We start from the raw sequence: 25,684 nt of genomic DNA on the forward strand, positions 1-25,684 counted from the left end.
TTAGTGTATACTTAATTGTAAAGAAAGTCATCAGATGACCTGATCTATTATCAAAATTTAGTTCAATGCTTAAATGATTTTATCAAAGAGCAATCGAATGGAAATGAAGACGGTTTCAGGGGCGGACCGATTTTATAAAAGGGGTGCTGAATTTGCTGAACGAACAAGTCAGACAAAAATTGATCGCCATTGCGGGCGAGGAAGGGTTTAAAGACGATCCGCAGTCGCTCGTGACCCATTCCTACGACGGGACGCCGATGCTCCAGTCGCTGCCCGACGGCGTAATTTATCCGGCAGATACCGCGCAGGTGTCGGCCATTATGAAGGTGCTGAGCGAACACCGGGTACCGCTTATCAGCCGCGGATCGGGTACGAATTTGTGCGGGGGAACCGTGCCTGTGCAGGGCGGGGTCGTGATGGTGATGCACCGGATGAACCGCATTCTGGAGGTCGATCTGGAAAATTTGACGGCGGTCGTGCAGCCGGGCTTGAATACGAAACAGTTTATTACCCATGTGGAGTCTTTGGGGCTTTTTTACCCGCCGGACCCGAGTTCCATGTCGATCTCCACGATCGGCGGCAATATTGCGGAGTGCTCCGGAGGTTTGCGCGGGCTGAAATACGGGACGACGAAGGATTACGTTATCGGCCTGGAGGCCGTGCTTCCGAACGGGGAAATTATCCGCACCGGCGGCAAGCTGATGAAAGACGTGGCGGGGTATGACCTTACGAAGCTGCTTGTCGGATCGGAAGGAACGCTGGCTGTTATAACGGAGGCGACCTTGAAGCTCATTCCGCCGCCGAAGGCGAAAAAGACGATGCTGGCGATGTACAAAGATTTGTACGGCGCGGCTCGCACCGTTTCGAAAATTATCGAGAACCGGATCATCCCGGCCACGCTTGAATTTCTCGATAACCCGACGATCCGGGTGGTCGATGATTTCGCCAAGCTGGGGCTGCCTCTCGATATGGAAGCGATTCTGCTGATCGAGCAGGATGGCGACCCCGCCACGGTGGAGCGGGATATCGCGATGATCGAGAACATCTGCCGCGGCGAAAACGCGGACCGCATCGCCGTGGCGGCGGACGAAGAGGAAGCGCTGAAGCTGCTGACGGCAAGGCGCAGTGCGTTTACCGCGCTTGCAAGGCTACGTCCGACGACGATATTGGAGGATGCGACCGTTCCCCGCTCCAAAATCGCCGATATGGTGATGGAGATTAACCGGATCGCCAAGAAGCATGACGTTACCATCTGCACGTTCGGCCATGCGGGCGACGGAAACCTTCACCCGACGGCAACGACGGACGCCCGCGATCCGGAGGAGGTTCACCGGGTCGAGGCCGCTTTCGAGGAAATTTTCGAAGCGGCGATCCGGCTCGGGGGTACGATTACCGGGGAACACGGAGTCGGCCTCGTCAAAGCCCCTTTCCTGGAGTGGAAAGTAGGCGCGGCGGGCATTGAGGTCATGAAAGGGATCAAGCAGGCTTTCGATCCGCTTAATCTGCTCAATCCCGGCAAAGTTTTCGCCAAAGAATCACGCAAAAGGGTGGTGATCGACCGTGGCTGAGAAAGCAGCATGCACCACGAGCAATCCGCTGGCACAGAAGCTGAAGCTCCGCCTGGACGAGGACCAGTTGACGAACTGTATGCGCTGCGGCTTCTGCCTGCCGGCCTGCCCGACGTTCCGCGAAACGGGCATCGAGGCGGAGTCGCCGCGCGGCCGCATCGCGCTCATGAAGGCGGTCGCGGACGGGATTATGGCGCCGGACGCCGCATTCGAGGAGCAGATGAACCACTGCCTCGGCTGCCGGGCCTGCGAGCCGGCTTGCCCCGCCGACGTGAAGTACGGGCAGCTTATCGAGCAGGCGCGCGATGCGATCGAGGATCACACGGACAGTCACCGAGGCTGGGTTAAGCTTGCCCGCCGGACGGCGTTTAAGGCGGTCTTCCCGAAGCAGAACCGGATGAAGCTGCTGGGCGGCGCGCTTGGATTTTATCAGCGTTCGGGGCTGCAGAAAATCACGCGGGCCAGCGGCATCATGAAGCTTTTCCCTGACCATATGAGGGAAATGGAACAGATTTTGCCGGAGTCGTCCTCGCGGGGCGTAATCGAGCGGATCGGGAGCCGCCATCCGGCTGTCGGGGCGAAGGTGGCGACTGTGGGACTTTTCCGCGGCTGCCTGATGGACGTTATGTTCACGGAAACGAATGTCCATACGGTCGAGCTGCTCACCCAAGCGGGCTTCGAAGTGGTCATCCCCGACACGCAGAACTGCTGCGGTGCGCTTCACGCGCACAGCGGGGAGGCGGACGGGGCACGCTCGCTGGCCCGCGGCAATATCCGCGCGTTCCGGGAAGCCGGCGTGGATTATATCGTCTCCAACGCGGGCGGCTGCGGAGCCATCCTGACGGAGTACGACCATCTGCTGCATGAGGACGCGCAGTGGAAGGACGACGCGGCGTGGTTTGCCGCCCGCGTCAAGGACGTCAGCGACCTGCTCGTCAATTTCGGCCGGGTGCCGAAATTCGCCGAGCGGGGCCGGGCTCTCACGGCAGGCGGTCCGGGTGCCGCCGTTGCGCGTGCCCGCGCCGCCGGAGCGAGCGCGGCACAGGCGGCGGCCCCTGCGGCACAGGCGGAAGCCTCTGCAACGGCAGCGGCCGCCGGTAGCACGGCAGCCGCTCCCGCGGACATCGGCGCCGAGCTTGCGGCGATCGATGACGCGTCCGCGCAGGCGTCTGCCGCGTGCGCCGACGCCGCCTCGGCCCCCGCGCCTTCCGTGCGCATCACGTACCAAGATTCCTGCCATCTGCGCAATGTGATGCGCTCCTCCGACGCTCCGCGTAAGCTTATGCGGCAGGTGGCGGGCGTCGAGTACGTGGAGATGTTCGAGGCCGACCGCTGCTGCGGTTCGGCGGGCATCTATAATCTGACCCAGCCGGAAATGGCCAATCAGATATTGGATCACAAAATGGTCCACGCCAACGCCACGGAAGCCAGATATCTGCTGACGAGCAATCCCGGCTGTCTGCTTCAAATGAAGCTGGGCAACGAGCGGCACGGGGACGGCAGCATGAAGGTCATGCATGTCGTCGACTTTCTCCATGAGCGGCTGCTCGGGGACAGATAAGGCCGTTTGCAATTTGAAACCCTTCGCTTAACGGAAGGGTTTTTCTTTTATTTCCGCAGCGATTCGTTACCGGCTATCTTTACCGAAATGCCGTCGGTACGCTTACTTATTAATGACGTGAATGATACAATGAACCCAACATCATGAATTACTGAGGGGAGAAATAAGGTTGGCATACACCCGCGGGAGCTGCCGACTTAGGCTGCTGCTTCAAAGGGCCGGGATGAAACAGGCTGAATTGGCACGGAGGACGGGCTATTCGAGGCATCAAATCTCCAACTGGGTCAACGATCGGGAGAAGATGTCTTTCGATGCGTGCGCCACAGTCGCGTTCACTCTTGACTGCCATATGGAGGAGCTTTATGAATTCCATGAAGGATGAGCCTATGTCGGCTCTCCTCCGGTTATTTTGTATAGAAATAACTATACAAATCTTGTGTGAGCTTGATTGTCGTCTTCGAGGTCCCCTCTTTCGAAAAAACTGATTTATGATTGACAGGAAAATTGAAAACGCTTTATTTCAAACGGCATACGGAATTTTTTTGAATATAAATATAAAGCATTAAAGTTAATATTTAATTAATTTTACATATACAGTATAATGATGAAGAAATTTTCTTTGTATTTACAGTAGGAAAGGAGAGTGTAGCTTTCGAATTTTTACAGATTTCAGAAAGGTTTCTTAACTGCTTAAGATATTTAATTACATTGCTGCTTATTTGCTTATTGGCGGGGTGTTCAACGTACGATAGTGCGGTCAGTTCAGATCCCCCTTCACCTAAGTCCCATTATCCAATAAAAGTGTCGGATGCTTGCGGTTTAGAGATTAATCTCGCCAAAAAGCCGGATCGGATTGTTATTCAGAGTCAATGGGAAAAGGAATTCATCGAGGAGATTGGAGGGACTGGTGAGTATACCCTGTTTGAAGGTAAAGGCATAGGAGGGGCTGATCATGAAACAGAGAGAAGAATAGCAACCGAACTTAAACCAGATCTTGTAATTATAATGTCCCAGGCATACCTATTAGAGGGGGACTGTAAAAATGCCCGATATCTGCTTAGCCTAGGCATCCATACTTATGTTTCCGATCAATCGACAATTAAGAAAATTGCCGACGAAATGATTACTATCGGAAATATATTAAATCATCAGTCAGAAGCATCCAGGGCATCCGAGCAGTTACGGTCTACGGTTGAGTTAGTTGAGAAGGCAGTAGCTCCATTACAAAGAAAAACAGTTTATTGGGAAAATAATATCTTTATAGAATTTGGAGAAATTAAGCAATATTATGCACTAGGACCAATAACTCTTGAAGATGAAATGCTTAAGCTAGCGGGTGGAAATAATATTACTCATAACGATTCAATGATGAATCCTTATAATATTTCTATTAAGCTGGATGATATAATTATGGCAAATCCTAGCCATATCTTAATATCAGGGCATTTAGAGAAACAAATTGACGGTCTGTACAAAAAAATACAAGAACGGCCCGAATGGAATAATTTAAATGCAGTAAAACAAAAACAAGTGTTGGAATTACCGATTTTATTCGGTTCAGTGAGTTCGCTAAGAAATGATCTTATCATGTTAGTTGAGTTTTTACATCCCGAACTAAAAGGAAACGCCAGTCTGTATTCGAAGCAGGAAGGATGATGAGTATGTTAAAACACATTAAGTATCCAATTATAGTCCTGTTAGTTGCATGTACAACTTATATATCTGCATCTGCTTTAGCTAATAATGGCCCGTATGTCAAGCCCATCGAATATTATCAGGAGCACTTGAGAAGTAATGTTGGCCTTTATATACAAAAGGGTCAAATGACACAAAATATAATTGTTTAGCCTACGTGCTTGGAGTGACAACCACTACGATATGGCCTTGGGGAGTTAATGACCCGAGTGCTTCCGAAATGACTAATGTTTTAAACCAATTCGGATATAGCAGTACGAATAACGGTTCGCCTAGTAATCTGCCTAAGTTAATTGTATATGGAACTCTAAATAATGTTGGTCATATCGCTAAGGTAACGAGTAGCACATCCACTGTATCAAAATGGGGCCCGTTGGAGATCATAGACACCTATTCTTTAAGTCCTTATAATAGTTCGCCTGGTTATGGTCCGGCAGTTCAATATTATTACTAAGGAGAGGTCTGATGAGAAAGATTGGATTGTTAAGTGCAGTATTAGGGTTGTTGATGGGAATATTCACTTTTTTAATTTTTAATCAACCTAGCACAGCGTCAATATCATCAAAAGTATATATTAATCTCGATGAGATGAATAAAGAAATCAGCAGACTTCTTCAGGAAGATCCGGAGCTAGGCCTGAGCTCAAATCCTTATTCTTATATAAAAAACAACAAAGAATACGCTCGCATTGTCCAGTTAGGATATTCAGCACTACCGATTATTGAGGAACGTATAACGGAAGGTAATAAATTTGGGCTCGATAAATATATTCTGGCTATAGCAGCTGAAGAAATCGCTAAAGTTAATTTAAAGAAAGGGGAATATAGATGGTCGGATGCCGAAGAGTTTGTACGCTCGTGGAAACTTCATTTGCAATCAGTTCCCGGTAAAGTGCAACAAATTTTAAATGCTAATGAATCTTCAGAGTGGAAGAATAATAAGCTTGTCGAGCTAGGGGCACCTGCAATTCCCTATATATTGGAGGTTATAGATAGTGGAGGTAATGAACTAGTGCCAGCTTTGCAAAAAGTGACATTATCTAGCCAAAATGATTCTCGTACAGGACAATCCATGAATTTAACAGCTGAGCAATGGAAAGATCTTCATAAAGAAGATAATCAAATTATAAAGTCTCTTATTAAGAAAGCTGCAGATGAGAAGGAGATCAATAAATATTTTAGAATAAAATAATGATGAAAGCAGGACTGCGTGATTAACCAGAAATCTAATATCGTGCTGCCTTATATTCTTCCATTTAGTGGTTAACAACAGACCTCTGACATAAAGACACTGGATTCGCGTCTTTGATGGACGTGGCCTTATAAGCGCGCACGCTGATTGAAAAGAACCTTTCCTTGAAGGAAGGGTTCTTTTTTGATGGAATTGACCAGGTATAGGATGTATCGGAGCTGGAATACTTTTATCAAAAAAGGCCCTCTTCAAAGGACGCTTTCTGTACCTTTGGAAGAACTGTCGCACTTAGCTTGATAATTCGTCTAACAAAAAAATCAGAAAGCAAAACCCAATTTATGGTTGACAAGGAAATTGAAAGCGCTTATAGTTTTAGTTAGGATCAAAACGCAGCAGCTGCCGAATTACTCTGAAAAACGCAATTTCGTTCACGATTTTGTTGGGTCAGGTAAGGACAGCTGTTTTTTTTACGGCCAAAAGTTAAAACGCTTTAACTTTATGTACCGGACTGTGGAGTGTGGTCTGGCCGTTGCGTTCCGGGAGGTGATGGCCCGCGCGAAAGGGCGGGGATTTTGCTGGTCTCATTCATACGCAGTGCCAATCAGAGAGGAGAATGAACGATGAAGAAAACATTACTGGGATTCACCGCATCCGCTTGTTTGTTATGCAGCCTGGTGGCCGCTCCGGTTATGGCGGGCGCTCAAGGTGTACCGGCCGCATCCGCTTCGGAAGATACCCTGGTACAAAGTCAGGCTGTTAACGCAGTCGCGGCAGCCGCTCTAAAACCGTTCCCTCAGCATGTCTCGTATACGTCCGGCACGATCAAACCGAACAATTATACCCAAGCCCAGCTCGATCAGCAGGTCAAAACGAAATATGACGAATGGAAATCGAGATACCTCGTCAAGCATCCGAAGATTTCAAACCAGTATTACGTATTTTATAATAAAGAAAAAATCGTAACGAAACCGAAGGACGTCGTGTCCTGCTCGGAAGGCCACGGATACGGCATGCTGATCACCGCTTATATGGCGGGTCACGATGCCGACGCCCAGACATATTTCGACGGGCTTTACCGCTTCTATAAGGCCCACCCGAGCTCGATTGATCCGGCTCTGATGGCGTGGCAGCAGGCGAAGGATTCGTCCGGCAATATCGTGGACACTTCGGGGGCCGATGCGGCTACGGACGGCGATATGGATATCGCGTATGCGCTGCTTCTTGCCGACAAGCAGTGGGGCAGCTCGGGAACGGTCAACTACAAGAGCGAAGCCGTGAAAATCATCAACGCCATTATGAAGCGTGAAGTGCACGCGAAATATTTCCATCTGAAGATAGGCGATTGGGCCTCCGACAGCGATCCCGAATTCGGTCCGGGCACACGCGCGTCCGATTTTATGCTGAATCATCTCAAGGCGTTCAAGGCCGCCACGGGCAATGCGAACTGGGATAAAGTGACGGACACGACTTACAACGTGATCAATACGGTGTTCAAAAATAACTCCCCGAATACGGGGCTGCTTCCGGACTTCATCGTGCGCAAATCGGACGGCACTTACGCGCCGGCACCGGAAGGTTATCTGGAAGAAGCGACCGATAACGACTACAGCTGGAACTCCTGCCGGACGCCTTGGCGGATCGCGACGGATTACCTCATAAGCGGGGATACCCGGGCGCTGAGCCAGCTCCGCAAAATGAACAGCTGGATCCAGTCCGCAACCGGAGGCAACCCGGCCAAGATCGCTTCGGGGTATGAACTGAACGGCAAGGTGATGGAAACGGGTCACGCGATCGCGTTCACCGCGCCTTTTGCCGTCAGCGCGATGGTGGATTCGTCCAACCAGACGTGGCTGAACAAGGTGTGGAGCGACATCGTGAACTCGCCGACCTCCGACAGCTACTATTACGACAACAGCATCCGCGTGCTCAGCATGATTATGGTGTCCGGCAACTGGTGGACGCCGTAATCGATCCAAGTAAGATGCCCATCCCGGGCATCTTTTTTTTGTTCGTTTTTTTCGGAAGAGAAGTATAACCGACGAAAAAGAAACTTTTTTTGAAGAAATAGAGTCTATAAAGGTGTGGAAATATATGGATAGATCAGGGGGCCGTGTATGATCCGAAACATCCTTCTAGTTATTTTCGTGCTTGTCTGCTTGCCGGGATGTATAGAGAGTCCGGAAAGTTCAAAAAGTCGGGAACAGTCAAAAAGCACTTTTACCGGATATGTGGCGAAAAAGGACACGAAGGCGAATCGGGCGCTGCTTGTGAGCAATTCCGAAAGCAGCTTAATGGGTAACGAAAAAATTTATGATGCGGATTGGATATCGGGAATTGCGGATCAAGTTAAGGTGGGGGAAAAAGTTACGGTTGAGATTACAGGGATGATCATGACGTCCTATCCGGGACAAACAAGCGGAACCTTCCTCTCTAAAGAGAAACCGGAGAAGCCTGAAGGCGCGGTTTTGGAGCCTGAGGAGGTGCTGCGAAGGGCCTTTCATCAGGAAGAGATCCGTATCCCGACTGTGAAGAAACTCTCTCTAGACAACGAAAAGAACGTTTGGAATGTAACACTCTATGACAATAGCCTCCATAAGGATATTGAGGTTGTTATCGAAGATCGGGAATAGTTTGGGAGGAAGTTCGTATGCTTTGGGATTTTGACGCTTCGACTGCAGTGCTGGCTCTCCTTGTGCTGATCGTTTTACTCGTTCGGCTGAAAACCAAGCATAACCGGAGCCTTTTATATTTGGTTCTTTATGTTATTTTCTATATTTACGTCGTCAACGTAATCCGCTACACCCTTTTTCCGGTGCCCTTGTTTGTTCGAGAGGATAACCTGTTCCGGCTTTCTTATGACCTTAATCCGACCGGCTTCATCCGCTGGGACGACGCCCAAATTTACAACAATATTTTGCTTTCCGTTCCGTTCGGGTTCGGGCTGCCTTTTCTCCGGAAGGTGAGTTTAAAACGGATGCTTCTGGCTGGAGTCATGTTCGGCGTGGCAATCGAGGGCGCCCAGTTGGTTCTTTCCCTGCTTATCCGTGCCGGATACCGGACTGTAGATGTGAACGATGTGCTGCTGAATTTTATCGGCGTTCTGCTCGGGTACGGATGTTACCGTTTGTTTGCGGCTATAGTCCGCCGGATCAGTTCCGGTAAGAAGAGGGGGCTCGCGTCTTTGCTGGACGCTGCCGTTTAATCTTTAGGAAAATTTTAGCTAATAAGGCTCAAAACGTATTGGAAACGTATCTAAATAATCTCGACAAAATTGTATTTTACGGTACAATTGTAATTAGATGTAATAAACTGATCTGGAGGCGAATATGAAAAAGATACTTTTATTAGCTTCATCTGCTGCTTTACTGTTCACAGGAGCTTTGGAAACTACCGCATTAGCAACAAATGCTTCTTCAGAAAGTCACAGTGGATTTGTAAAACCACAGTTTGATCCTAGTAACCCCTATTCAAATTTTTGGTGGGGTTTTCCTTTGGCTGGCAGCCAACATACGATTACCTCGGATTACGGCAACAGGCCAGGCGAGTTTCATAAGGGAATTGATTTAAGAGCTAAATTCATTAATGTTTACGCTGCACAAAATGGAACCATATTGGGAGCGGGTAACTGGGGTAGCAATGGTGGATTGTATATAATCTTACAAACTGATAATACTGATCCTGATTCAGGTAAAAAAATTATTGCAAGATATCTTCATTTAAGCGAACAAAATGTTAAAAGTGGGAGAGTAACCAAAGATCAAATAATAGGAGTATCGGGGAATTCTGGCGGGGTAGACCCACATCTTCACTTTGATGTAAATAATGCTGGTAAATATACTGGTTTAACTCAAGCAGATATGATTGATCCAAAGATTTTTTATCCCTACCCTCGCATTACTTTTACCTATCTCAATGGCTTATTCTCCGCAGAAAATGTAGGAACATATGAAGTCGATGAAAATGATGAAGAATTATTCTTTGATAATGCATTGATAGACTTTGTTGGAAGAGACAAATTTGAAAATTGGAAGAAAACAATTGAGGAAGATGAAGTAAAAGTTTCTAATTTCAAAGAATACTTTGAAATTTCAAACGAAAAGGAACGAGAACTTAAATTAAATTATTATGGAATTTAGTACTCTGACACCAGAAAGCAATGGTTTTCTGGTGTTGCTGTTATGTTTATTACTCATCTAGGTTAACAGAAAGGGTTGAAATGTAATGAAACAACATAAGTTTATGGTTCCATTACTAATCATGACCTTAGTCATTTTTACAGGCTGTGAACTAAAAAAACAGGAGGATAAGCCGCAAGCTCAAAATTCTACATCCGATGATAAGGCACAGACTAAAATAGAACTGGCAAATCGCCAACTTGAAATAGCTAAAAAATTAGCCCCGGTTGAGCGAATAGGATCTTTATCCACTGCAACCGAGTTTTTGACTGACTTTTATCCCCAACTCTTTTGGCAAAAGGATGAAGAGGCACTATTTGAAACTTACGCCAGCATCACCTGGCATACTTCAGAAGAGAGCAAAAAGGCCTTTAAAACAAAAATAGAGAAGCAACCCGATTTTAAATTACTGAAGAATTTATATAAAGAAAAAGTACTGCCATTGAGTGAAAACGATCCTTATCCGACATTTAGGAATATAAAAATGGACATTACTTATCAACACGGGGAGAAACAGAGTGAGGGTTCTTATCGTATAAATACAGTGTATGAACTCTATAAAGACAAACAAACGGCTCAAATTCCCGTCACCTTATTAATTCCCGAAAATAATGAGTTTTTCAGTGAACTTTTTGCCAATGCGGATGAGAGAGAGCAAGTTGATTACGGGATTCCAAGTGAAAAATTGGATCAAATACAAAAAGAAATCATGCAATTATTAGTTGGCAATCGGGCAAGGTTGCTAACAACGGAAGAGAATAAGATATTGTTAGAATCGATAAAGTAATGCTAATTAAGGAGTAGCCCCTTGTAGAAGGGGCTGCTCGTTTGTTCTAGACGAGTCTGGATTATATCTGAATGCCAAAGCGACCACGGTACAGATACTTATTTCTGCCTATCTCATAAATTTTTTCAATACCTTCCCCGGTTAGATCATCCGCACTCGTATCAACGAACTCAATAGAGAATTATACGCGGAAACAAACATTAAAAGCCTAGATAAAACGATTACCCCTAGCATGCGTTTATTAAAAACAGCTTTTTTAAATTCTAGTTTAAACATATAGGATCACCTTCATAATGTGCTTATTGCAATCCCCACTGCGGACTAACAATTTGGCAACGAAATCTCCTTTAATTGTATTTACAGATCCAAGTAATATTCAAACTATAGAAATGGTGTATTTAAAATAATCTGATAATCTTCTCATTTTTCTCGGGATTTGGAGTTTAAGTCAATTACCTCTCCGGACAAATCCTCATATCCTGTCCAAAACGCCCCGGAATAGGGTAAAATCAGAGAGACAACCGGTTAGCCGGAAGAACGGGGGACCTGATTTTGAAAGTAGAAATGGATCTTTACAACGATTGGATTGAAACGGTAAAGGAAATATTCCGAGGTTCGGGAGCGCCTTTGCCGCAGGATTGGAGCGCCGAAGAGATCGGCCGCGAGTATTACCTCCAGACTTCGCCGTCCGAAGAGGAAGCGGAGGAGCGCCGGAAGGCAAACGAACAGAGGCTGACGGATATGCAGCGGACGCTGATGGACAATATGGAGACGGTGGTTGTACCCGATATCCGCGAGAAAACGGGCTATGGCGGCAGTCACTTCCGCTTCCGCTGGATTTATTCGCAAGGGGAGCATATCGTGGAAGAATGCTCGCAGTACCGCATCCCGCTGGGGCCTTCGCCGGAATGAGAAGTAGTTTCTTAAAATGCCCTTACATATGCAAGGGTATTTTTGGGTTGGATCATTGTTTATACCCAATGAATAAAAAGGTGAGGGAACTAATCGAGAAAAAATTGAGCTAAGTGGCACAAAAAAACGGCTTTTTAAAACATTTAGGTGACTGTTGGCCTATACACCTAGTCACGATACGATACGGAGTAAAGGGCAATACATCAGTTAAATAGAGATAAGTAACACGATCGCTTGCTGGATAAGGATTAAGAGTAGAAAACGAAGAACAAACGTTACGACAAACATTAACGAGATATCACCTCATATTCCCATTAAATTAGTCGTTGCATGTGTTTTTGTTCTCTTTTTCCATAACTATATAGATGGTAAATTTGTATCATCCTTGTTTTTCGTACTCTTTAATACGGCGTGTGCATACCCTTAGCTTTCCTAAGAGGATAACGGGAAGAGGAAATTAAAAAGAAAAGGGCACGCATTCCGCGTCCCCCCTCTTTTGAACTAATTATTAAGGTCGTAAACTACACCATTTCCAGAGATAAGTTGCTGATAAACTTCTGAGCCAATCCAAAAGAAATAATCACCAGAGCCATCGCCTGACCAAACACCTGAACCCCACGTTCAAAAATCAGACCTTTTTTGTACAAGGTGATTTGGTAGTTGCCATCTGAACCAGATGAACGTGTTGCGTATGAATCAATTTCGAGTTTTACACCGCTGCTATAAAATTTCTTTGAATCAATACCAGTTCCAGATACACCACTGAATGTGAATTCATAAATTTGTGTGTGGTCTGGATCACCAGCAGGAACGAGCTCATTTGCGGAACTTTTAGGAATAAACTGTTTAGCAGGGAGAGCATTTCCATTGAGAATGTCCGCTTGTGCATTAGCTCTGTGTTCTGGTTTAGCAGGGTTGTCGCTTGGTGTCAGGTGATCTGCGGCCATTACTGGAATAGCTGATACACTGAGTAAAGAAAGAGATAAATTTCTGTGGCACTGTTTTTGAAATTTCCACTCATCTATTTTTTATGGTATATTTATCCATGTATAAGTACGCTCTGAGTGGAGGGGATAATTTTTGAAAAAAATAGAATTTATAGTAATTATCTCGGCAGTTATTTTTCTTGCTGTTTTATTGACAGCATTTAAGTCTCCAATTACTAAAAGTTCTAGCATCAAAGAGGAAGCGAAAATCACTTTGCAAAAATACGTTGAAGCCATGAACAAAAAGGATATTGATACTGTCACTCAGTTATTAGATGACCAAGACTATACGGATAAAAAATTGCAAAAAGAGTTCTATCAACGTGAAATTCAAAATATTAAGTCTCTGGATGTTTCTATACGAGAGGTTCAGCAAGAATCAAATGAAAAAGTGAAAATTAAAACCACAGTTAAATTAGTTGAGAATACAAGTGGTGAGACCGTACAAGACCACACTTTTACAATGATCCAAACTAAGGATGGTTGGAAAGTTCTACGTCTTCCGGGAAGCCAAGATGAAAATAATCAAAAGTGAACCGATCCTTTATGGTCGGTTTGTTTTTTTGGAAAGTTTGATGTTAAGAAGGATAAACATTGGAAAATCAACTTGACACCTCTTTCAAAGAGGTGTATATTTATCTTAAATTAAAGATATTCAAATTTGAGATATAAACGAAACGGTGGTGAACCGCATGCAAGAGCAGGACAGCACCTTAGTGAATGAAGACATCGACTTATCGCTGAAATTGTTTGTCGTCCTTTCGAAAGCCCAGAAGGTCATTATGGACCGCTCGGTCAAGGATATGAAAAGACACGGCTTGTCTCCTTCGGAGTTCGCCATACTGGAGCTTTTGTACCATAAAGGAAAGTTTCCCCTTCAACAGATCGGAGACAAGATTCTCGTGACCAGCGGAAGCATCACCTATAATATCGACAAACTGGAGAAGAAAGAGCTTCTGAGACGCATCTCGTGTCCGAGTGACCGCCGGGTGACTTATGCGGAGATTACGGATCGGGGTACGGAGCTGTTTAACGATATATTTCCCGAACATGCCGAGGTTGTGAGGGCGAGCATGAGCGGATTGACGGCCGAAGAGAAGAAGCTGGCGATCGAGATGATAAAAAAGCTGGGTAGGGCGGCTCAGAAGCAGAGCTGAAAATTTTTTTAACACATATCTTAAAATTAAGATAACTAAATTTAAGATTTCGTGTGGAGTTCATTCGGATGAAGGGAGCGGTTCTCATGATCAAAGTACATGGAGCGCTGGCGCGCATTACGAGAAATTTTGGCTGGCTGTATACGAGCCACAGCTTTTCATTCGGCGGATATTTCGATCCGGGCAATACGGAGTTCGGGCCGCTGAGGGTGTTCAACGATGACCGAGTGCAGCCGCTAAAAGGTTTCGATTTCCATAAGCACGAGGAAATGGAGATTGTGACGGTTGTGCTCCGGGGAGAGCTTCAGCACGAAGACACGCTGGGCAACAAAACGGTGACTCGTGCGGGAGAAGTCCAGCGGATGACCGCGGGGACCGGCATCGAGCATTCCGAGACGAATCCTTCGACTTCGGAAGAAGTGGAGCTGCTTCAGCTCTGGTTTACCCCGGATGAAGAAGGGCTGACCCCTTCCTACGAGCAGGCGGCCTACGACCTGGACAGCCGCAAAAACGAGTGGGTGCCCGTCGTAACGGGACGGCCGCGGGAAACCGGCGCCGAAGACGGCGATGACGGAATGAAGCCGGCCCGCATCCATCAGGATCTGACGCTCTACCTGGCCGAGCTTGAGCCGGGACAAGCGCTTGCGTTCAGTCAGAAGCCGGGAAGACGGATGTACGTCTTCGTCATCGAAGGCTCCGCCACGGCGGACGGCGCTTACAAGCTCTCCCGCAGGGACGCGGCGCGCATTACGGAGCAGGAGCTGCTCGAACTGCATACGGAGACGGGAGCCCGTCTCATGCTGATCGATCTGCCGTAAGCGTAAGCGGCTTTTTGTCCGGCATGTTCCCGTAACAAGTCCGCACGACCGAAACACATTTCCCGCAAGCTTCGCGCTTGACGGTTGATATAGACGCAAACCCCTACCACTGCCGAAATAGGAGAGATGATCATGAAAGATTTCGAAACGGTATTAAAAGAACGCAGGTCCGCCACCAAATTCGTGCAAGGTGTCGAGCTGCCGGATCAGGAACTGGATGCGATTTTCAGCCTGGTCAAATATGCGCCGTCGGCTTTTAATTTGCAGCACGCGCATTACGTGGTCGTGAAAGATCCCGCGGTGAAGGAGCGGATATATGAGGCCGCTAACAAGCAGTACAAGGTAAAAATGGCCTCGGCCGCGATTCTGGTGCTCGGTCATACGGACGCCCATTACGATGCCGGCAAGATCAACGAAGGGCTGCTGAATCTGGGCGTAATCAACAAGCAGGAGTATGATCAGACGATCGAAGCGGTCACGGCGTTTTACGAGGACAGAGGCGAAGCGTTCAAACGCGACGAAGCGATCCGCAACGCAAGCTTGTCGGCGATGACCTTCATGCTGGCCGCCAAAGACAGAGGGTGGGACACCTGCCCGATGATCGGTTTCGATTCGGATGCCATGCGCGAAGCGCTGAACATCCCGGACCGGTATGTGCCGGCCCTGCTCATTACGATAGGTAAGGAAGACGTATCCGGCCAAAGGCCGCGCGGTTACCGCAAGCCGGTCGGCGAGTTCGTAAGCAGGGACTCTTTCTGAAGGGCTCCCGACTAATTTTCTCCTATTAAGCCAACCTATAATAAAACCGAAGAGGTGCTAAACCATGACGAAAAAAACTGCAGGCATTCATCATATTACCGCTTTTGTGAAAGACGCGCAGGCGAACGTTGATTTTTACGCCGGTGTGCTCGGTCTGAGACTCGTGAAAAAAACGATCAACTTCGACGCGCCGGAAGTGTATCACCTGTATTTCGGCAATGAATCGGGAAGCCCGGGCACGGCCATCACGTTCTTCCCTTGGGCGACGTCGCGCAAAGGCCGTATCGGCGGCGGGCAGGTCGGCATTATCACCTTTGCGGTTCCGCAGGGAGCGCTGCCTTTCTGGAAAGAGCGGCTGCGGAAACTGGATGTTTCGTACCGTGAGACGGAGCGTTTCTCGGAAACGTACATCCAGTTCCAGGATATCGACGGCTTGGAGCTTGAGCTGGTGGAACGCGCGGAAGGCGCGGACAGCAAATGGTCGTTCGGCGGCGTGCCCGCGGACAAAGCGATCAAGGGCTTCGGGGGCGCGGTGCTCTACAGCGTGAACCCGGAAAGCACGATGCATACCGTTGAGCATGTTATGGGGCTGACAAGAACCTCCGAGGAGAACGGATTGGTCCGTTTCGTATCGGAAGGCGACATCGGCAATGTGGTGGATATCAAAAAAGACGAAGTGCCTCACGGCTCGGGCGGATCGGGTACGGTCCATCATATCGCTTGGAGGGCCAAAGACTTCGAAGACCACGAGGACTGGAGAGATCATGTCCAGACGAACGGATTCGAGCCGACGCCGGTTATCGACCGTCAGTATTTTAACGCGATTTACTTCCGCGAGGCGGGCGGAATCTTGTTCGAAATCGCTACGGATCCTCCGGGCTTCACGCGTGACGAGCCGTTCGAAGCGCTTGGCGAAGAGCTTGTGCTGCCGGAGTGGTACGAACCTCACCGGGCGACGATCCAGAAAGGACTTCCTCCTATCGAAGTCCGTGTATTGGAGGCGGATAAACAATGACGATGAAGCATGTATACCGTGAGGGAAGCAATCCGGCCGCGCCTGTTCTGGTTCTTTTTCACGGGACGGGAGGAACCGAGCACGATTTGCTTCCGCTGGCCGAGCGTATCTCGCCGGAATCCTCGGTGCTGAGCGTTCGGGGCAATGTGCTCGAAAACGGGATGCCGCGCTTTTTCCGCAGACTGGCGGAGGGCATATTCGACGAGGAAGATCTCGTATTCCGCACGGAGGAGCTGGGCGGGTTTCTGAACGAGGCGGCGGAAAAGTACGGGTTCGACCGCGGTAATCTCGTTGCCGTCGGCTACTCAAACGGAGCGAACATTGCGGGAAGCCTGCTTTTCCACTATAAGCAGGCGTTGAAAGGGGCGATCCTTCATCATCCGATGGTGCCCCGTAGAGGTATTGAGCTGCCTGATTCCGCGGGTCTCCCCGTCTTTATCGGCGCCGGCAAGAACGATCCGCTCTGCACGCCGGAGGAGACGGAGGAGCTTAAGAGCCTGCTGGAAGCGGCGGGCGCCGAAGTGGACCTTCACTGGGAGAACTACGGGCACCAGCTGACGGGTTCGGAAGTTGACGCCGCGGCCCGCTGGTTTGCGGAGCGTTTTAAGGGCTGAGGCTGAGGCTGCGTGCGAAGCACGGAATCAGAGCCGCGGCGTAACCCTGCAGGACAGGAAGCGCCGCCTGATGGAGCTGCCTCGCCGGCGTCACAATCCCCCGTTCCGCGGAAGCGGAGACGGGAAGGGGAAAGGGGAGAGACATATGATTGAGATTGACCCGGAAAGCCAGAGCGAACGCGAAACGTATAAGCTGCTGATCGGGAGTATCATTCCCCGGCCTGTCGCGTTCGTGACGACGCTGTCCAAAGAAGGTGTCGTCAATGCGGCGCCGTTCAGTTACTTCAACATTGTGACGGCGAACCCGCCGTTGATTTCCGTCTCCGTCCAGCGGAAGAACGGAGAGCCGAAGGATACGGCTCGCAACGCACGGGACCTGGGCGCGTTCGTCGTTCACATCAGCGACGAGTCGTACATCGACGCGATCAACGCCACGGCGGCAGGCCTGCCGCCGGATGAGAGCGAGATCGAGCTTGCGGGACTGACGCTCGTCGAGAGCGGCAAAATCGCCGTGCCCGGCGTAGCGGAAGCGAAGATCCGCATGGAATGCGTGCTGGAGCGGTCGATCCCGCTCGGCGGCATCGAATCCGCGCCGGCGTGCGATCTGCTGATCGGCCGCGTGGTCCGCTTCCACATCGCCGACGAGCTGTACAGCGGAGGGCGCATCGATCCGATCGCGCTCCGTCCGGTCAGCCGGCTCGCCGGCAGCAGCTACAGCAAGCTTGGCGAGATTTTCTCGCTGGAGCGGCCGGAGTGAGCGGAGGCGGCAGATTGGGCGGCGATAGCTAGCGGTGACTGCCTGGCTTTCGCTCAACCGGAGAAAAGGTTATCGAAAAAGTAAAGAGCTGCGCTCTTTTCCGGGAATACCGGAAAGATCCGCAGCTTTTGTTTTGCGCGGGATTTACTTCGGGGTGAAAGGTCGTTTTCATGGATTCACCGAGCAACTCATGAAAATAGTTGTCACGTTGTTTGTAGTTTTTTTGCGAATGAAGCTATATTTTTACCTTTGACTAACATGTAAATTATTGGTAAAATTTAACGGTGATAACTGCGAAAAATTACTACGATTTTAAAAAAAGGGTGGTGATGCTGTGAAAACCCGCACCCAGAGAATAATTCTGACTGTCCCTTTTGTCCTTGCAGTCATTACGATTGCAACAAGACTTGACCTTTATTATGATTCAGACATGACTTATCAATTTATTGCTACACTCTTGGTTGCTTATCCGGCTGGGTATTGGGCGGCTGGAGGAACGGAAGAGAATTAGATCAGCGCTCCATACATCAGGTACTAAATAAAAGCCCCGTCCAATAGGATGGGGCTTATTTGTTTAAAAAAAGATACTCGTGTCTACAACATGCCGCACTCCGCCAGGAGCAGCAGATATTTGGTGTATACTTCGTTCTCCAGGCTGCATTCACCGGATTTTATCCCCAGAAACATGCTGAGGTGAGTAACCAGCTTTCGGCTCTCGCCATGGATGGTGAAAGATTTCAAGTTTCCGTTGTCGTCGCCTTCGATAGAAACAAAAAGGAGAGAACCCTGCTGAATGCTTCTTTGAACCTGCGCTCTTTTTTTATTTTCATCGGGGTGCATGGGAATTGTTTCATACAAAGTCTGAAACTCCCGGTGATGAGACTTCTCTTCTTCGTCTGTCAATCCCGACAGGACATCTGGGTCGTCGATTTTGTACAGATCCAGGATTCGATCGGGCTCGCCCGGCAAGCTCATAAAGCTTGCTTCACGTTCCTCCCGGCTAACCCGAACGGCTCTGTAAGTTTCTTTAAGAAAACGCTCCACGGCTTCCAGGGAATAGGAAAGAGGTAACCGGCGCTCTCTGAAAAGGCGGTCTAGTTCCTTAATCTTATTCATCTCTGATCTCGTAGAGGGGAGATGTTACGCAACCTGTAGTGTAAAAGGATCATGCTCTGGCTCCTTTCGCGAACGTTGGTTGATGAACTTCATCATTAACAGCGTATGTTTATTGAGGCGGATAATCAAGTTCAACTCGCCTCCGGCGATTTCACCGGAACGATTCCGTACTCGTCGTGTATTTTCGTCGGGTCCGTCCCGGGCTATAATGGGGGATAACGACTAGCGGATGCTTGAGGCGTTTGCGGCAGGGAGTGTTACATAGTGGGTACGAGGCTGATTCTGAACGGCATTTCAAAAAAAAGGCACGACCGCCCCTCCGATTACTTGTTCCGGGACATCTCGGCTGAGGTTGGGGAGGGTGAGCGCGTTGCGGTGATCGGGACGTCGGGGCAGGGGAAAACGACGCTGCTCCGCATACTGGCTCGTCTCGACCGGCCGGATGAAGGGGAACTCAGGCTATATGGCAAAAGCGCAGACGGTTGGAAACCGCAGGAGTGGCGCAAAAAAATCTGCTACGTCGCCCAGCAGCCGGTTATGCTGCCGGGCAGCGTGGAAGAAAATTTGCAGACGGTGAGCAGGCTGCACGGAACTCCGTTCGACCGCGGGCTCGCAGAACGGTATATGGCCGCGCTAGGTCTGGACGGTCTGGACTGGTCGAAGCAGGGCGGAGATTTGTCCGGCGGGGAAAAGCAGCGGACGGCTCTCGTCCGGGCCATGCTCCTTCAGCCGGACGTGATGCTGCTCGACGAAGTGACGGCGTCGCTCGATCCCGGCAGCAAGAGGGCGGCCGAGCGTCTGCTCGTCGATTGGTCGCAAAGCGGCGGCGCGTCGCTTGTCTGGATTACGCATGATCTGGAGCAGGCGGCTCAAACGAGCGATTCCGTATGGTTTATGGACGAAGGGCGGCTGATGGAATCGGCGCTGACCGCGGAATTTTTCCGGGAGCCTTCGACCGAGCAGGCGCGCCGTTTTATCTCGCGTCCGGACCGGGAAAGGGAGGAGTACTGATGTCCAATCTTGCGCTGGCCAGCACGCTGGTGTTCGTAGCCGTGACGATTTTGCTGTCCATGAGACAGAAGCTGGGACTGGAGAAAGAAATTATCGTCGGCACGATACGTTCCGCCGTACAGCTCCTGTTTGTCGGGTATGTGCTGCATATGGTGTTCGATGCCAAGCACCCGTTGTTTATGGTCTTGATCGTGGCGGCTATGATCGCGGTCGCCACCTGGAACGTGGGCAAACGGGCTAAGGAGATTCCCGGCATCAAGGCCCGAATCGCCCTCGCTCTGGCTTGCACCGAGGCCGTGACGATGGCGCTGCTGCTCGGGTTCGGCATCATCGAAGCGATTCCGCAGTTCATTATCCCGATCAGCGGGATTACCATCGGAAGTTCGATGATCGTGGCGGGTCTTTTTCTGAATGCGATGAAAAGGGAAATGGAGGCGGCCCGCGGAGAGATCGAAGCTCTGCTTGCTTTGGGCGCCACGGCGAAGCAGGCGATTCACGCGTCGATCAAGCGGTCGGTCCGCTCCGGCATGATTCCGACACTCGACGGCATGAAGACGACGGGACTCGTTCAGCTTCCGGGCATGATGACCGGCATGATCGCGGCGGGAGCCGATCCGGTGGAGGCGGTGCGCTATCAGATTCTGATTATGTTCGTGCTGTCCTCGGCCGCGGCGCTGACCGCCATGCTGCTCGGTTTGCTGAGCGCGCCTCTGTGGTTTACGGAGGACGGGCGGCTGAGGGTGCAGGACGCGAAAAAGCTGTAGAGGGAGGCGGTCCGTTCTTCCTGGTTCGGCGGCAGTGAAGCCTCACAACGGCACCAGTCGCATAAGACCAGGACCGCATTTACCCGATGCCGCCGTTATTTTGCCGATAGTACCGGGCATGATAAACTAGAACTCATACATAACGGTTGAAAAGAAAGGAAGACGAGGATGACCAGATTTGCAGTCGTAGGAACGAATTGGATTACGGAAGAGCTCATTCATGCCGGCAAGGAGTCGAAAGACTTCCGGCTCACCGGGGTTTATTCCCGCACGGCGGAGCGGGCGCGGCAATTTGCGGACAAATTCGATATCCCGCACATATATACGGACCTGGAAGCCATGGCTCAGAGCGACGAATTCGACGCGGTGTATATCGCCAGCCCCAATTCTTTTCATGCCGAGCAGGCCATTGCGCTGATGAAGGGCGGCAAGCACGTGCTGTGCGAGAAGCCTATCGCTTCCAATACGCGGGAACTCCGCGCGATGATCGAGGCGGCGAAGGAAAACAAAGTGCTGCTGATGGAAGCTTTGAAATCCACGCTGCTTCCGAACTTCAAGGCCATCCGGGACAATCTTCACAAAATCGGTCCGGTACGCCGGTATTTCGGCAGCTACTGCCAGTATTCTTCGCGCTATGACGCGTACAAGCAGGGCACCGTCCTGAACGCGTTCAACCCCGTTTTTTCCAACGGGTCCATGATGGATCTCGGGGTATACTGCGTGCATCCGGCCGTTCAGCTGTTCGGCAAACCGGACGCCGTAAAGGCGGGCGGCATGCTGCTGGAATCGGGCGTGGACGGAGAGGGCAGCGTGCTGCTCAAGTACGGGGAGATGGACGCCGTTATTATGCATTCGAAAATTACGCATTCCTATCAGTCCTCGGAGATTCAGGGCGAGAACGGCACGATGGTGATCGACAAGATCAGCCAGCCGGAACAAGTCGAAATCCGCTACAGGGACGGCTCCGTGGAGGATCTTACGCAGCCTCAGATCGCGCGGAACATGTATTACGAGGTTCAGGAATTTATCGACCTGATCCGGGAAGGCAAGACGGAATCCGCCGTCAATTCCCACGAGGTTTCGCTGACCGCGATGGAAATTATGGACGAAGCCCGCAGGCAAATCGGGCTTGTATTCCCCACGGACAAGCAAACATCCGTGTGACAGAGCAGTTGTCTCAAGGATAGGTAATAAACCGGAGTAACCACGGTCGCCGCGACCGTGGTTATTTACTGTGGATTTGGAATTCACCCGTCAGGATGACAAGACGGGCTTTGCGGCCCAATTTGAGCCGGTCACCTGCTCCAGGGCCTTCTTCTCAATCTCCTTCCGGTCATCGTCCGGCAGACATTTTTCTCCTTGAGTTCCTGCAGGCGTTCCCCGAAAGCAAAGTCAAAATAGTGCACATTTTGGTCAGAATCCGAATCGGTCCCGTTCGTCCGGTCATCGTATAGTGAAGGTACCATCAAGGTAGAGAGGTGCTTGAGTATGAAACAGGACAGCTCGAATGTGAGCAGGGCAGCCGCGTCGGCTCCCAAGAAGCCGTTTTGGAACCACCGGAGGAAAGAGGCTACGATAGGCTGGCTGTTTCTGTCCCCGGAGCTGATCGGCATTGTGCTGCTGTATTTATTCCCGGTCTTATTTTCCCTTTATATGAGCTTGTGCGACTGGAACCTGCTGGGCGGGATGTCTTCCGTCAAATTCGTCGGTCTGCAAAACTATGTAGAAATGTTCCAAGACGATAAGGTTCTTGCCGCGATCAAAAACAACTTGATCTACACCGTCCTTACGGTACCGGTCGGCATGGCGCTGTCCCTGGTGCTTGCGGTGCTGATTCACACGAAAGTGTATGCGCAGAGCTATTTTAAAGTGGCGTTTTTTATTCCGTACATTTCGTCGATCATCGCGGTCGGCGCGGTCTGGAGCGCTTTGTACCACCCTTCGCTGGGGCCGATTAACGGCTTTCTGAAAAGCATGGGGATCGACAATCCGCCGATGTGGCTGGCAGATCCGAAATATGCCCTGCTGTCCATCGCGATTATCGCCATCTGGGCGGGACTGGGCTATCAGATCATTATTTATATGGCGGGCCTGTCGGGAATTCCGGACGATATGTACGAAGCCGCCAGCATTGACGGCGCGAGCTCTCTGCAGAAGTTTTACAAAATCACGATGCCGATGCTCGGCCCGACGAATACGTTCTTGTTTATCACGCTGCTGATGGGTTCGTTCAAGGTGTTCGATCTGATCGCCTTCCTGACGAGCGGCGGTCCCAATAACGCCTCCACGGTGCTGGTGTACCGGATTTACGAAGAAGGCTTCCGCAATTTCCGGATGGGCTACGCTTCTTCGATTTCGTGGCTGCTATTCGCCATTGTCGGCCTTATCACTCTGATTTCCTGGCAGATTCAGAAACGCCAGGTTCACTACGGATAGGAGGAAGCACCTATGAGTCTGCGCAAATTCGACTTCTGGAAATTGTTTAACACCGTGATTATCGGCCTGTTCTCCCTGTGCTTTCTGATTCCGCTCCTGTGGATGACCTCGGCTGCCATGAAATACGAGAAGGACGTCATGGTCTTCCCGATCGAGTGGATTCCGAAGGCATGGAACGCGGTTGGGAACTTCAAAGCCGTCTGGGCCGGCAATGTCCCGTTTCACCTGTTTTATTTTAACTCGATCAAACTGTCCGTAATCGTTACGGCTCTGACGCTGATCATCTCCTCGATGGCCGCGTTCTCGTTCACGAAGCTGAACTTCCGCGGACGCAACATCGCGTTTACGCTGCTTCTGACGTTTATGATCGTGCCGGAGCAGGCGACGCTGATTCCGCGCTTCCTGCTGATCCGCTGGCTCGGTCTGTATGATACGCATCTGGCGCTGATCCTGATGATGATGTTCTCGATCTATTTCACATTCTTGCTGCGACAGTTTATGATGAGCATACACAGCGACTTCATCGAAGCCGCCAAAATCGACGGCGCGGGTTACTTCCGCATTTACTGGCAGATTATGCTGCCGCTCTGTAAGCCGATTCTCGCCACGGTCGCGATCATCAAATTCATCTGGACATGGAACGACTACCAGATGCCGCTTATTTTCCTGCTGGACAAAGACCTTTATCCGATCACGCTCGGTATTCAGCTCTTCAAGGACGACTATGCGGACAACTTCGCGGTGCTTATGATGGCTTCTTTATCTGCCATTATCCCGCTGCTGGTTATTTTTATCGCCCTGCAAAAACAAGTGATCAAGGGCATCGCCCTCGGCGGTGTGAAAGGGTAATGCCAGGACACGCAAAATCGTGCACAGAGTCAAAATTGTTCACAAAAGTAGTCAAATTGTTGCACAACGTTTGTCCCGCACGGGGGCTATAATACCGATTGTAAAGGAAAACACATACAGGTTGAGGGGGAACAACACAATGAAAAAGGCGACGGCATGGGTACTCGTCTGCGTCATGTTGGCCATTACGGTTCTCAGCGGCTGCGGCAAGTCCGAAGAGGGTTCCGCAGGCAAAGACAGCTCCGGCAAACAGGTCACCATCAAGTATTACAACTGGGATAACGAAACCCAGGCGCAATCGACCAAGAAATATATCGACCAATTCCAGGAAAAATATCCGAACATCAAAGTTCAGCATATTTCTCTGGTACCGGGGAACTCGCTGGAGTCTCTTAAAAAGCTCGACGTCCTGCTGACATCCGGTGAGAAAGTCGATGTCGTCATGTTCCCGAGCATCAGCGAACTGGATACGCGTGTAGCCAACAAGGTGCTGGCTCCGCTGGATGAGTTTTACGCCAAAGACAACGTTAAACCCGAAGAAGAATACTTCGTCAATCCGAAGTTTGAAGGCAAATATTACGGCATTCAAAACAACATCACGACTAACTTCGTGCTTCTGAATAAAGACGCTCTGGACGAAGCGGGTCTGCCGGTTCCGAAACTGGGCTGGACGTGGGACGAGTTCCGCGAATACGCCAAGAAGCTGAACAAAGGCGAAGGCACGGAAAAACGCTACGGCGCCTACTTCCACAACTGGCCGATGTACGCTAACCCGGACGCGCAAATTTACATGCAGCATCCGTTCCTGACGGAAGAAGGCAAAACGAACTTCGACAGCCCGACCTACACGTACTTCTTCAATCTCCGCCGCGCGATGGAGAAGGAAGACAAGACGGCCAAGCCTTACGCGGACGTAATCGGCGCGAAGCTGAACTACCGCGCGGAATTCTTTAACCAGAAAGCGGCTATGCTGCTGTCCGGTTCCTGGATGATCAGCGAAATCGGGGATACTCAAAAATTCCCGCACACGTTCAAAACGGCCATCGCGCCGGTGCCGGTTCAAAAGAAAGGCGATCCGACCGATATGTTCATGGGAGGCAACTACATGTCCGTAGGTGCAAGCTCCGAGCATAAACAGGAAGCTTACCAATTCATGCGCTTCATGTCCACGAACCTGACAGACGCACGCGCCGAGCTTCCGGGCTGGAAGAAAGGCGATGCCAAGCCGCTTGTGGAACGCCTGATCGGCCAGAACAAGAACCTGTACGATGTGGATTCCCTGAATTACACGCTATTCGATGCAGGCATTAAGGCCCTGCCGCCATCCAAGAACAGCATCTCTTACGCGGCTGCTTTGGACAAAATCCTGACCGACGGATTCAGCATGTTCATTCTGGACAACAAGAAAGTGGAAGATGTTCAGAAATGGATGGTAGACGAAGCGAACAAGGTCATCGAGAAGAATAAAAAGTAATTGAAGGACGATTCTGCGGCAAAGGCCTCCTGAACTGGG

27 protein-coding genes and 1 pseudogene are annotated in these 25,684 nt (G+C 50.0%); 26 read left to right on the plus strand and 2 right to left on the minus strand.

Annotated elements, in window-relative coordinates; all coding sequences use genetic code 11:
• Window positions 1-152: 152 nt before the first annotated feature.
• The 12 genes and pseudogenes from KVT34_RS25715 to KVT34_RS25765 all read left to right on the plus strand — a co-directional run bounded on the left by KVT34_RS25715 (window position 153) and on the right by KVT34_RS25765 (window position 11,889).
• On the plus strand, window positions 153-1,568 hold the full coding sequence (locus tag KVT34_RS25715) for an FAD-linked oxidase C-terminal domain-containing protein (protein WP_217562437.1): 1,416 nt from the start codon (window positions 153-155) through the stop codon (window positions 1,566-1,568).
• Complete coding sequence (locus tag KVT34_RS25720) at window positions 1,561-3,129, plus strand: (Fe-S)-binding protein (RefSeq protein WP_217562439.1); 1,569 nt, start codon at window positions 1,561-1,563, stop codon at window positions 3,127-3,129. The genes KVT34_RS25715 and KVT34_RS25720 overlap by 8 nt, the downstream gene beginning before the upstream one ends.
• Before the next feature lie 169 nt (window positions 3,130-3,298).
• Window positions 3,299-3,511: a helix-turn-helix domain-containing protein gene (locus KVT34_RS25725; protein ID WP_217562441.1), complete on the plus strand. Its 213-nt coding sequence runs from the start codon at window positions 3,299-3,301 to the stop codon at window positions 3,509-3,511.
• Window positions 3,512-3,837: 326 nt separating this feature from the next.
• Window positions 3,838-4,785 carry an ABC transporter substrate-binding protein gene (locus tag KVT34_RS25730; protein ID WP_217562443.1) on the plus strand — a complete coding sequence of 316 codons (948 nt, stop codon included), beginning with the start codon at window positions 3,838-3,840 and terminating at the stop codon, window positions 4,783-4,785.
• Between the two features lie 172 nt (window positions 4,786-4,957).
• A pseudogene (locus KVT34_RS33020) lies at window positions 4,958-5,278 on the plus strand (DUF7689 domain-containing protein); the annotation flags it as partial.
• A gap of 11 nt (window positions 5,279-5,289) precedes the next feature.
• Window positions 5,290-6,015 (plus strand): hypothetical protein, encoded by a 726-nt coding sequence (locus tag KVT34_RS25735; RefSeq protein WP_217562445.1) that lies wholly within the window; start codon window positions 5,290-5,292, stop codon window positions 6,013-6,015.
• A 620-nt stretch (window positions 6,016-6,635) separates the two neighbouring features.
• Window positions 6,636-7,982 carry a family 8 glycosyl hydrolase gene (locus KVT34_RS25740; protein ID WP_217562447.1) on the plus strand — a complete coding sequence of 449 codons (1,347 nt, stop codon included), beginning with the start codon at window positions 6,636-6,638 and terminating at the stop codon, window positions 7,980-7,982.
• 147 nt (window positions 7,983-8,129) lie between these two features.
• Window positions 8,130-8,645, plus strand: a complete 516-nt coding sequence (locus KVT34_RS25745; RefSeq protein ID WP_217562450.1) for a DUF3221 domain-containing protein — start codon at window positions 8,130-8,132, stop codon at window positions 8,643-8,645.
• Window positions 8,646-8,662: 17 nt separating this feature from the next.
• On the plus strand, window positions 8,663-9,217 hold the full coding sequence (locus KVT34_RS25750) for a VanZ family protein (RefSeq protein ID WP_217562452.1): 555 nt from the start codon (window positions 8,663-8,665) through the stop codon (window positions 9,215-9,217).
• A gap of 124 nt (window positions 9,218-9,341) precedes the next feature.
• On the plus strand, window positions 9,342-10,151 hold the full coding sequence (locus tag KVT34_RS25755) for a M23 family metallopeptidase (protein WP_217562454.1): 810 nt from the start codon (window positions 9,342-9,344) through the stop codon (window positions 10,149-10,151).
• Window positions 10,152-10,236: 85 nt separating this feature from the next.
• Entirely contained in the window at window positions 10,237-10,977 is a 741-nt protein-coding gene (locus KVT34_RS25760; RefSeq protein ID WP_217562456.1) for a hypothetical protein, read from the plus strand.
• Between the two features lie 552 nt (window positions 10,978-11,529).
• On the plus strand, window positions 11,530-11,889 hold the full coding sequence (locus tag KVT34_RS25765) for a hypothetical protein (RefSeq protein ID WP_217562458.1): 360 nt from the start codon (window positions 11,530-11,532) through the stop codon (window positions 11,887-11,889).
• A gap of 521 nt (window positions 11,890-12,410) precedes the next feature.
• Here the strand turns inward: KVT34_RS25765 and KVT34_RS25770 are convergent.
• Window positions 12,411-12,836 carry a hypothetical protein gene (locus KVT34_RS25770; RefSeq protein ID WP_217562460.1) on the minus strand — a complete coding sequence of 142 codons (426 nt, stop codon included), beginning with the start codon at window positions 12,834-12,836 and terminating at the stop codon, window positions 12,411-12,413.
• 133 nt (window positions 12,837-12,969) lie between these two features.
• On the opposite strand from KVT34_RS25770, the gene KVT34_RS25775 reads away from it, so the two are divergent.
• From KVT34_RS25775 to KVT34_RS25810, 8 genes are all read left to right on the plus strand, one after another.
• On the plus strand, window positions 12,970-13,410 hold the full coding sequence (locus KVT34_RS25775; RefSeq protein WP_217562462.1) for an NTF2-like N-terminal transpeptidase domain-containing protein: 441 nt from the start codon (window positions 12,970-12,972) through the stop codon (window positions 13,408-13,410).
• A gap of 157 nt (window positions 13,411-13,567) precedes the next feature.
• The gene (locus tag KVT34_RS25780) at window positions 13,568-14,032 is read left to right on the plus strand and encodes a MarR family winged helix-turn-helix transcriptional regulator (RefSeq protein WP_217562464.1); all 465 of its coding nucleotides are present in this window, start codon (window positions 13,568-13,570) and stop codon (window positions 14,030-14,032) included.
• Window positions 14,033-14,118: 86 nt separating this feature from the next.
• A complete protein-coding gene (locus KVT34_RS25785; protein ID WP_217562466.1) occupies window positions 14,119-14,850 on the plus strand; it encodes a pirin family protein in 732 nt (243 codons plus the stop codon).
• Between the two features lie 132 nt (window positions 14,851-14,982).
• The gene (locus KVT34_RS25790) at window positions 14,983-15,609 is read left to right on the plus strand and encodes a nitroreductase family protein (RefSeq protein ID WP_217562468.1); all 627 of its coding nucleotides are present in this window, start codon (window positions 14,983-14,985) and stop codon (window positions 15,607-15,609) included.
• 64 nt (window positions 15,610-15,673) lie between these two features.
• On the plus strand, window positions 15,674-16,624 hold the full coding sequence (locus KVT34_RS25795) for a ring-cleaving dioxygenase (protein ID WP_217562470.1): 951 nt from the start codon (window positions 15,674-15,676) through the stop codon (window positions 16,622-16,624).
• A 2-nt stretch (window positions 16,625-16,626) separates the two neighbouring features.
• Window positions 16,627-17,238, plus strand: coding sequence for an alpha/beta hydrolase (locus KVT34_RS25800; RefSeq protein ID WP_217562512.1), 612 nt, complete (start codon window positions 16,627-16,629; stop codon window positions 17,236-17,238).
• A gap of 145 nt (window positions 17,239-17,383) precedes the next feature.
• Window positions 17,384-17,995 (plus strand): flavin reductase family protein, encoded by a 612-nt coding sequence (locus tag KVT34_RS25805; RefSeq protein WP_217562472.1) that lies wholly within the window; start codon window positions 17,384-17,386, stop codon window positions 17,993-17,995.
• Between the two features lie 334 nt (window positions 17,996-18,329).
• A complete protein-coding gene (locus tag KVT34_RS25810; protein WP_217562474.1) occupies window positions 18,330-18,506 on the plus strand; it encodes a hypothetical protein in 177 nt (58 codons plus the stop codon).
• 83 nt (window positions 18,507-18,589) lie between these two features.
• Here the strand turns inward: KVT34_RS25810 and KVT34_RS25815 are convergent, their stop codons facing one another.
• Window positions 18,590-19,111, minus strand: coding sequence for a hypothetical protein (locus tag KVT34_RS25815; RefSeq protein ID WP_217562476.1), 522 nt, complete (start codon window positions 19,109-19,111; stop codon window positions 18,590-18,592).
• 264 nt (window positions 19,112-19,375) lie between these two features.
• Between KVT34_RS25815 and KVT34_RS25820 the strand changes: the two genes are divergently transcribed.
• The 6 genes from KVT34_RS25820 (at window position 19,376) to KVT34_RS25845 (ending at window position 25,645) form a co-directional block, all read left to right on the plus strand.
• Window positions 19,376-20,122 (plus strand): ABC transporter ATP-binding protein, encoded by a 747-nt coding sequence (locus KVT34_RS25820; RefSeq protein WP_217562478.1) that lies wholly within the window; start codon window positions 19,376-19,378, stop codon window positions 20,120-20,122.
• Window positions 20,122-20,886, plus strand: a complete 765-nt coding sequence (locus KVT34_RS25825; RefSeq protein WP_217562481.1) for an ABC transporter permease — start codon at window positions 20,122-20,124, stop codon at window positions 20,884-20,886. The genes KVT34_RS25820 and KVT34_RS25825 overlap by 1 nt, the downstream gene beginning before the upstream one ends.
• A gap of 168 nt (window positions 20,887-21,054) precedes the next feature.
• On the plus strand, window positions 21,055-22,050 hold the full coding sequence (locus KVT34_RS25830) for a Gfo/Idh/MocA family protein (protein WP_217562482.1): 996 nt from the start codon (window positions 21,055-21,057) through the stop codon (window positions 22,048-22,050).
• A gap of 324 nt (window positions 22,051-22,374) precedes the next feature.
• The gene (locus tag KVT34_RS25835) at window positions 22,375-23,322 is read left to right on the plus strand and encodes a carbohydrate ABC transporter permease (RefSeq protein WP_217562484.1); all 948 of its coding nucleotides are present in this window, start codon (window positions 22,375-22,377) and stop codon (window positions 23,320-23,322) included.
• A 12-nt stretch (window positions 23,323-23,334) separates the two neighbouring features.
• The gene (locus KVT34_RS25840; protein ID WP_217562486.1) at window positions 23,335-24,171 is read left to right on the plus strand and encodes a carbohydrate ABC transporter permease; all 837 of its coding nucleotides are present in this window, start codon (window positions 23,335-23,337) and stop codon (window positions 24,169-24,171) included.
• A 139-nt stretch (window positions 24,172-24,310) separates the two neighbouring features.
• Window positions 24,311-25,645 carry an ABC transporter substrate-binding protein gene (locus KVT34_RS25845; RefSeq protein WP_217562488.1) on the plus strand — a complete coding sequence of 445 codons (1,335 nt, stop codon included), beginning with the start codon at window positions 24,311-24,313 and terminating at the stop codon, window positions 25,643-25,645.
• The last annotated feature ends 39 nt before the right edge of the window (window positions 25,646-25,684 follow it).

Origin of the sequence: Paenibacillus sp. GbtcB18 (assembly GCF_019091125.1) — a bacterium.
GTDB classification, from domain to species: Bacteria; Bacillota; Bacilli; order Paenibacillales; family NBRC-103111; genus Paenibacillus_F; species Paenibacillus_F chitinolyticus.

What these genes read in the sequence shown, in the direction of transcription:
- KVT34_RS25735 (WP_217562445.1), top strand. Translation starts at nt 5,290, where the DNA reads ATGAGAAAGATTGGATTGTTAAGTGCAGTATTAGGGTTGTTGATGGGA.
- KVT34_RS25740 (WP_217562447.1), top strand. Translation starts at nt 6,636, where the DNA reads ATGAAGAAAACATTACTGGGATTCACCGCATCCGCTTGTTTGTTATGC.
- KVT34_RS25745 (WP_217562450.1), top strand. Translation starts at nt 8,130, where the DNA reads ATGATCCGAAACATCCTTCTAGTTATTTTCGTGCTTGTCTGCTTGCCG.
- KVT34_RS25750 (WP_217562452.1), top strand. Translation starts at nt 8,663, where the DNA reads ATGCTTTGGGATTTTGACGCTTCGACTGCAGTGCTGGCTCTCCTTGTG.
- KVT34_RS25755 (WP_217562454.1), top strand. Translation starts at nt 9,342, where the DNA reads ATGAAAAAGATACTTTTATTAGCTTCATCTGCTGCTTTACTGTTCACA.
- KVT34_RS25760 (WP_217562456.1), top strand. Translation starts at nt 10,237, where the DNA reads ATGAAACAACATAAGTTTATGGTTCCATTACTAATCATGACCTTAGTC.
- KVT34_RS25770 (WP_217562460.1), bottom strand. Translation starts at nt 12,836, where the DNA reads ATGGCCGCAGATCACCTGACACCAAGCGACAACCCTGCTAAACCAGAA.
- KVT34_RS25780 (WP_217562464.1), top strand. Translation starts at nt 13,568, where the DNA reads ATGCAAGAGCAGGACAGCACCTTAGTGAATGAAGACATCGACTTATCG.
- KVT34_RS25785 (WP_217562466.1), top strand. Translation starts at nt 14,119, where the DNA reads ATGATCAAAGTACATGGAGCGCTGGCGCGCATTACGAGAAATTTTGGC.
- KVT34_RS25790 (WP_217562468.1), top strand. Translation starts at nt 14,983, where the DNA reads ATGAAAGATTTCGAAACGGTATTAAAAGAACGCAGGTCCGCCACCAAA.
- KVT34_RS25795 (WP_217562470.1), top strand. Translation starts at nt 15,674, where the DNA reads ATGACGAAAAAAACTGCAGGCATTCATCATATTACCGCTTTTGTGAAA.
- KVT34_RS25800 (WP_217562512.1), top strand. Translation starts at nt 16,627, where the DNA reads ATGAAGCATGTATACCGTGAGGGAAGCAATCCGGCCGCGCCTGTTCTG.
- KVT34_RS25805 (WP_217562472.1), top strand. Translation starts at nt 17,384, where the DNA reads ATGATTGAGATTGACCCGGAAAGCCAGAGCGAACGCGAAACGTATAAG.
- KVT34_RS25815 (WP_217562476.1), bottom strand. Translation starts at nt 19,111, where the DNA reads ATGAATAAGATTAAGGAACTAGACCGCCTTTTCAGAGAGCGCCGGTTA.
- KVT34_RS25825 (WP_217562481.1), top strand. Translation starts at nt 20,122, where the DNA reads ATGTCCAATCTTGCGCTGGCCAGCACGCTGGTGTTCGTAGCCGTGACG.
- KVT34_RS25830 (WP_217562482.1), top strand. Translation starts at nt 21,055, where the DNA reads ATGACCAGATTTGCAGTCGTAGGAACGAATTGGATTACGGAAGAGCTC.
- KVT34_RS25835 (WP_217562484.1), top strand. Translation starts at nt 22,375, where the DNA reads ATGAAACAGGACAGCTCGAATGTGAGCAGGGCAGCCGCGTCGGCTCCC.
- KVT34_RS25840 (WP_217562486.1), top strand. Translation starts at nt 23,335, where the DNA reads ATGAGTCTGCGCAAATTCGACTTCTGGAAATTGTTTAACACCGTGATT.
- KVT34_RS25845 (WP_217562488.1), top strand. Translation starts at nt 24,311, where the DNA reads ATGAAAAAGGCGACGGCATGGGTACTCGTCTGCGTCATGTTGGCCATT.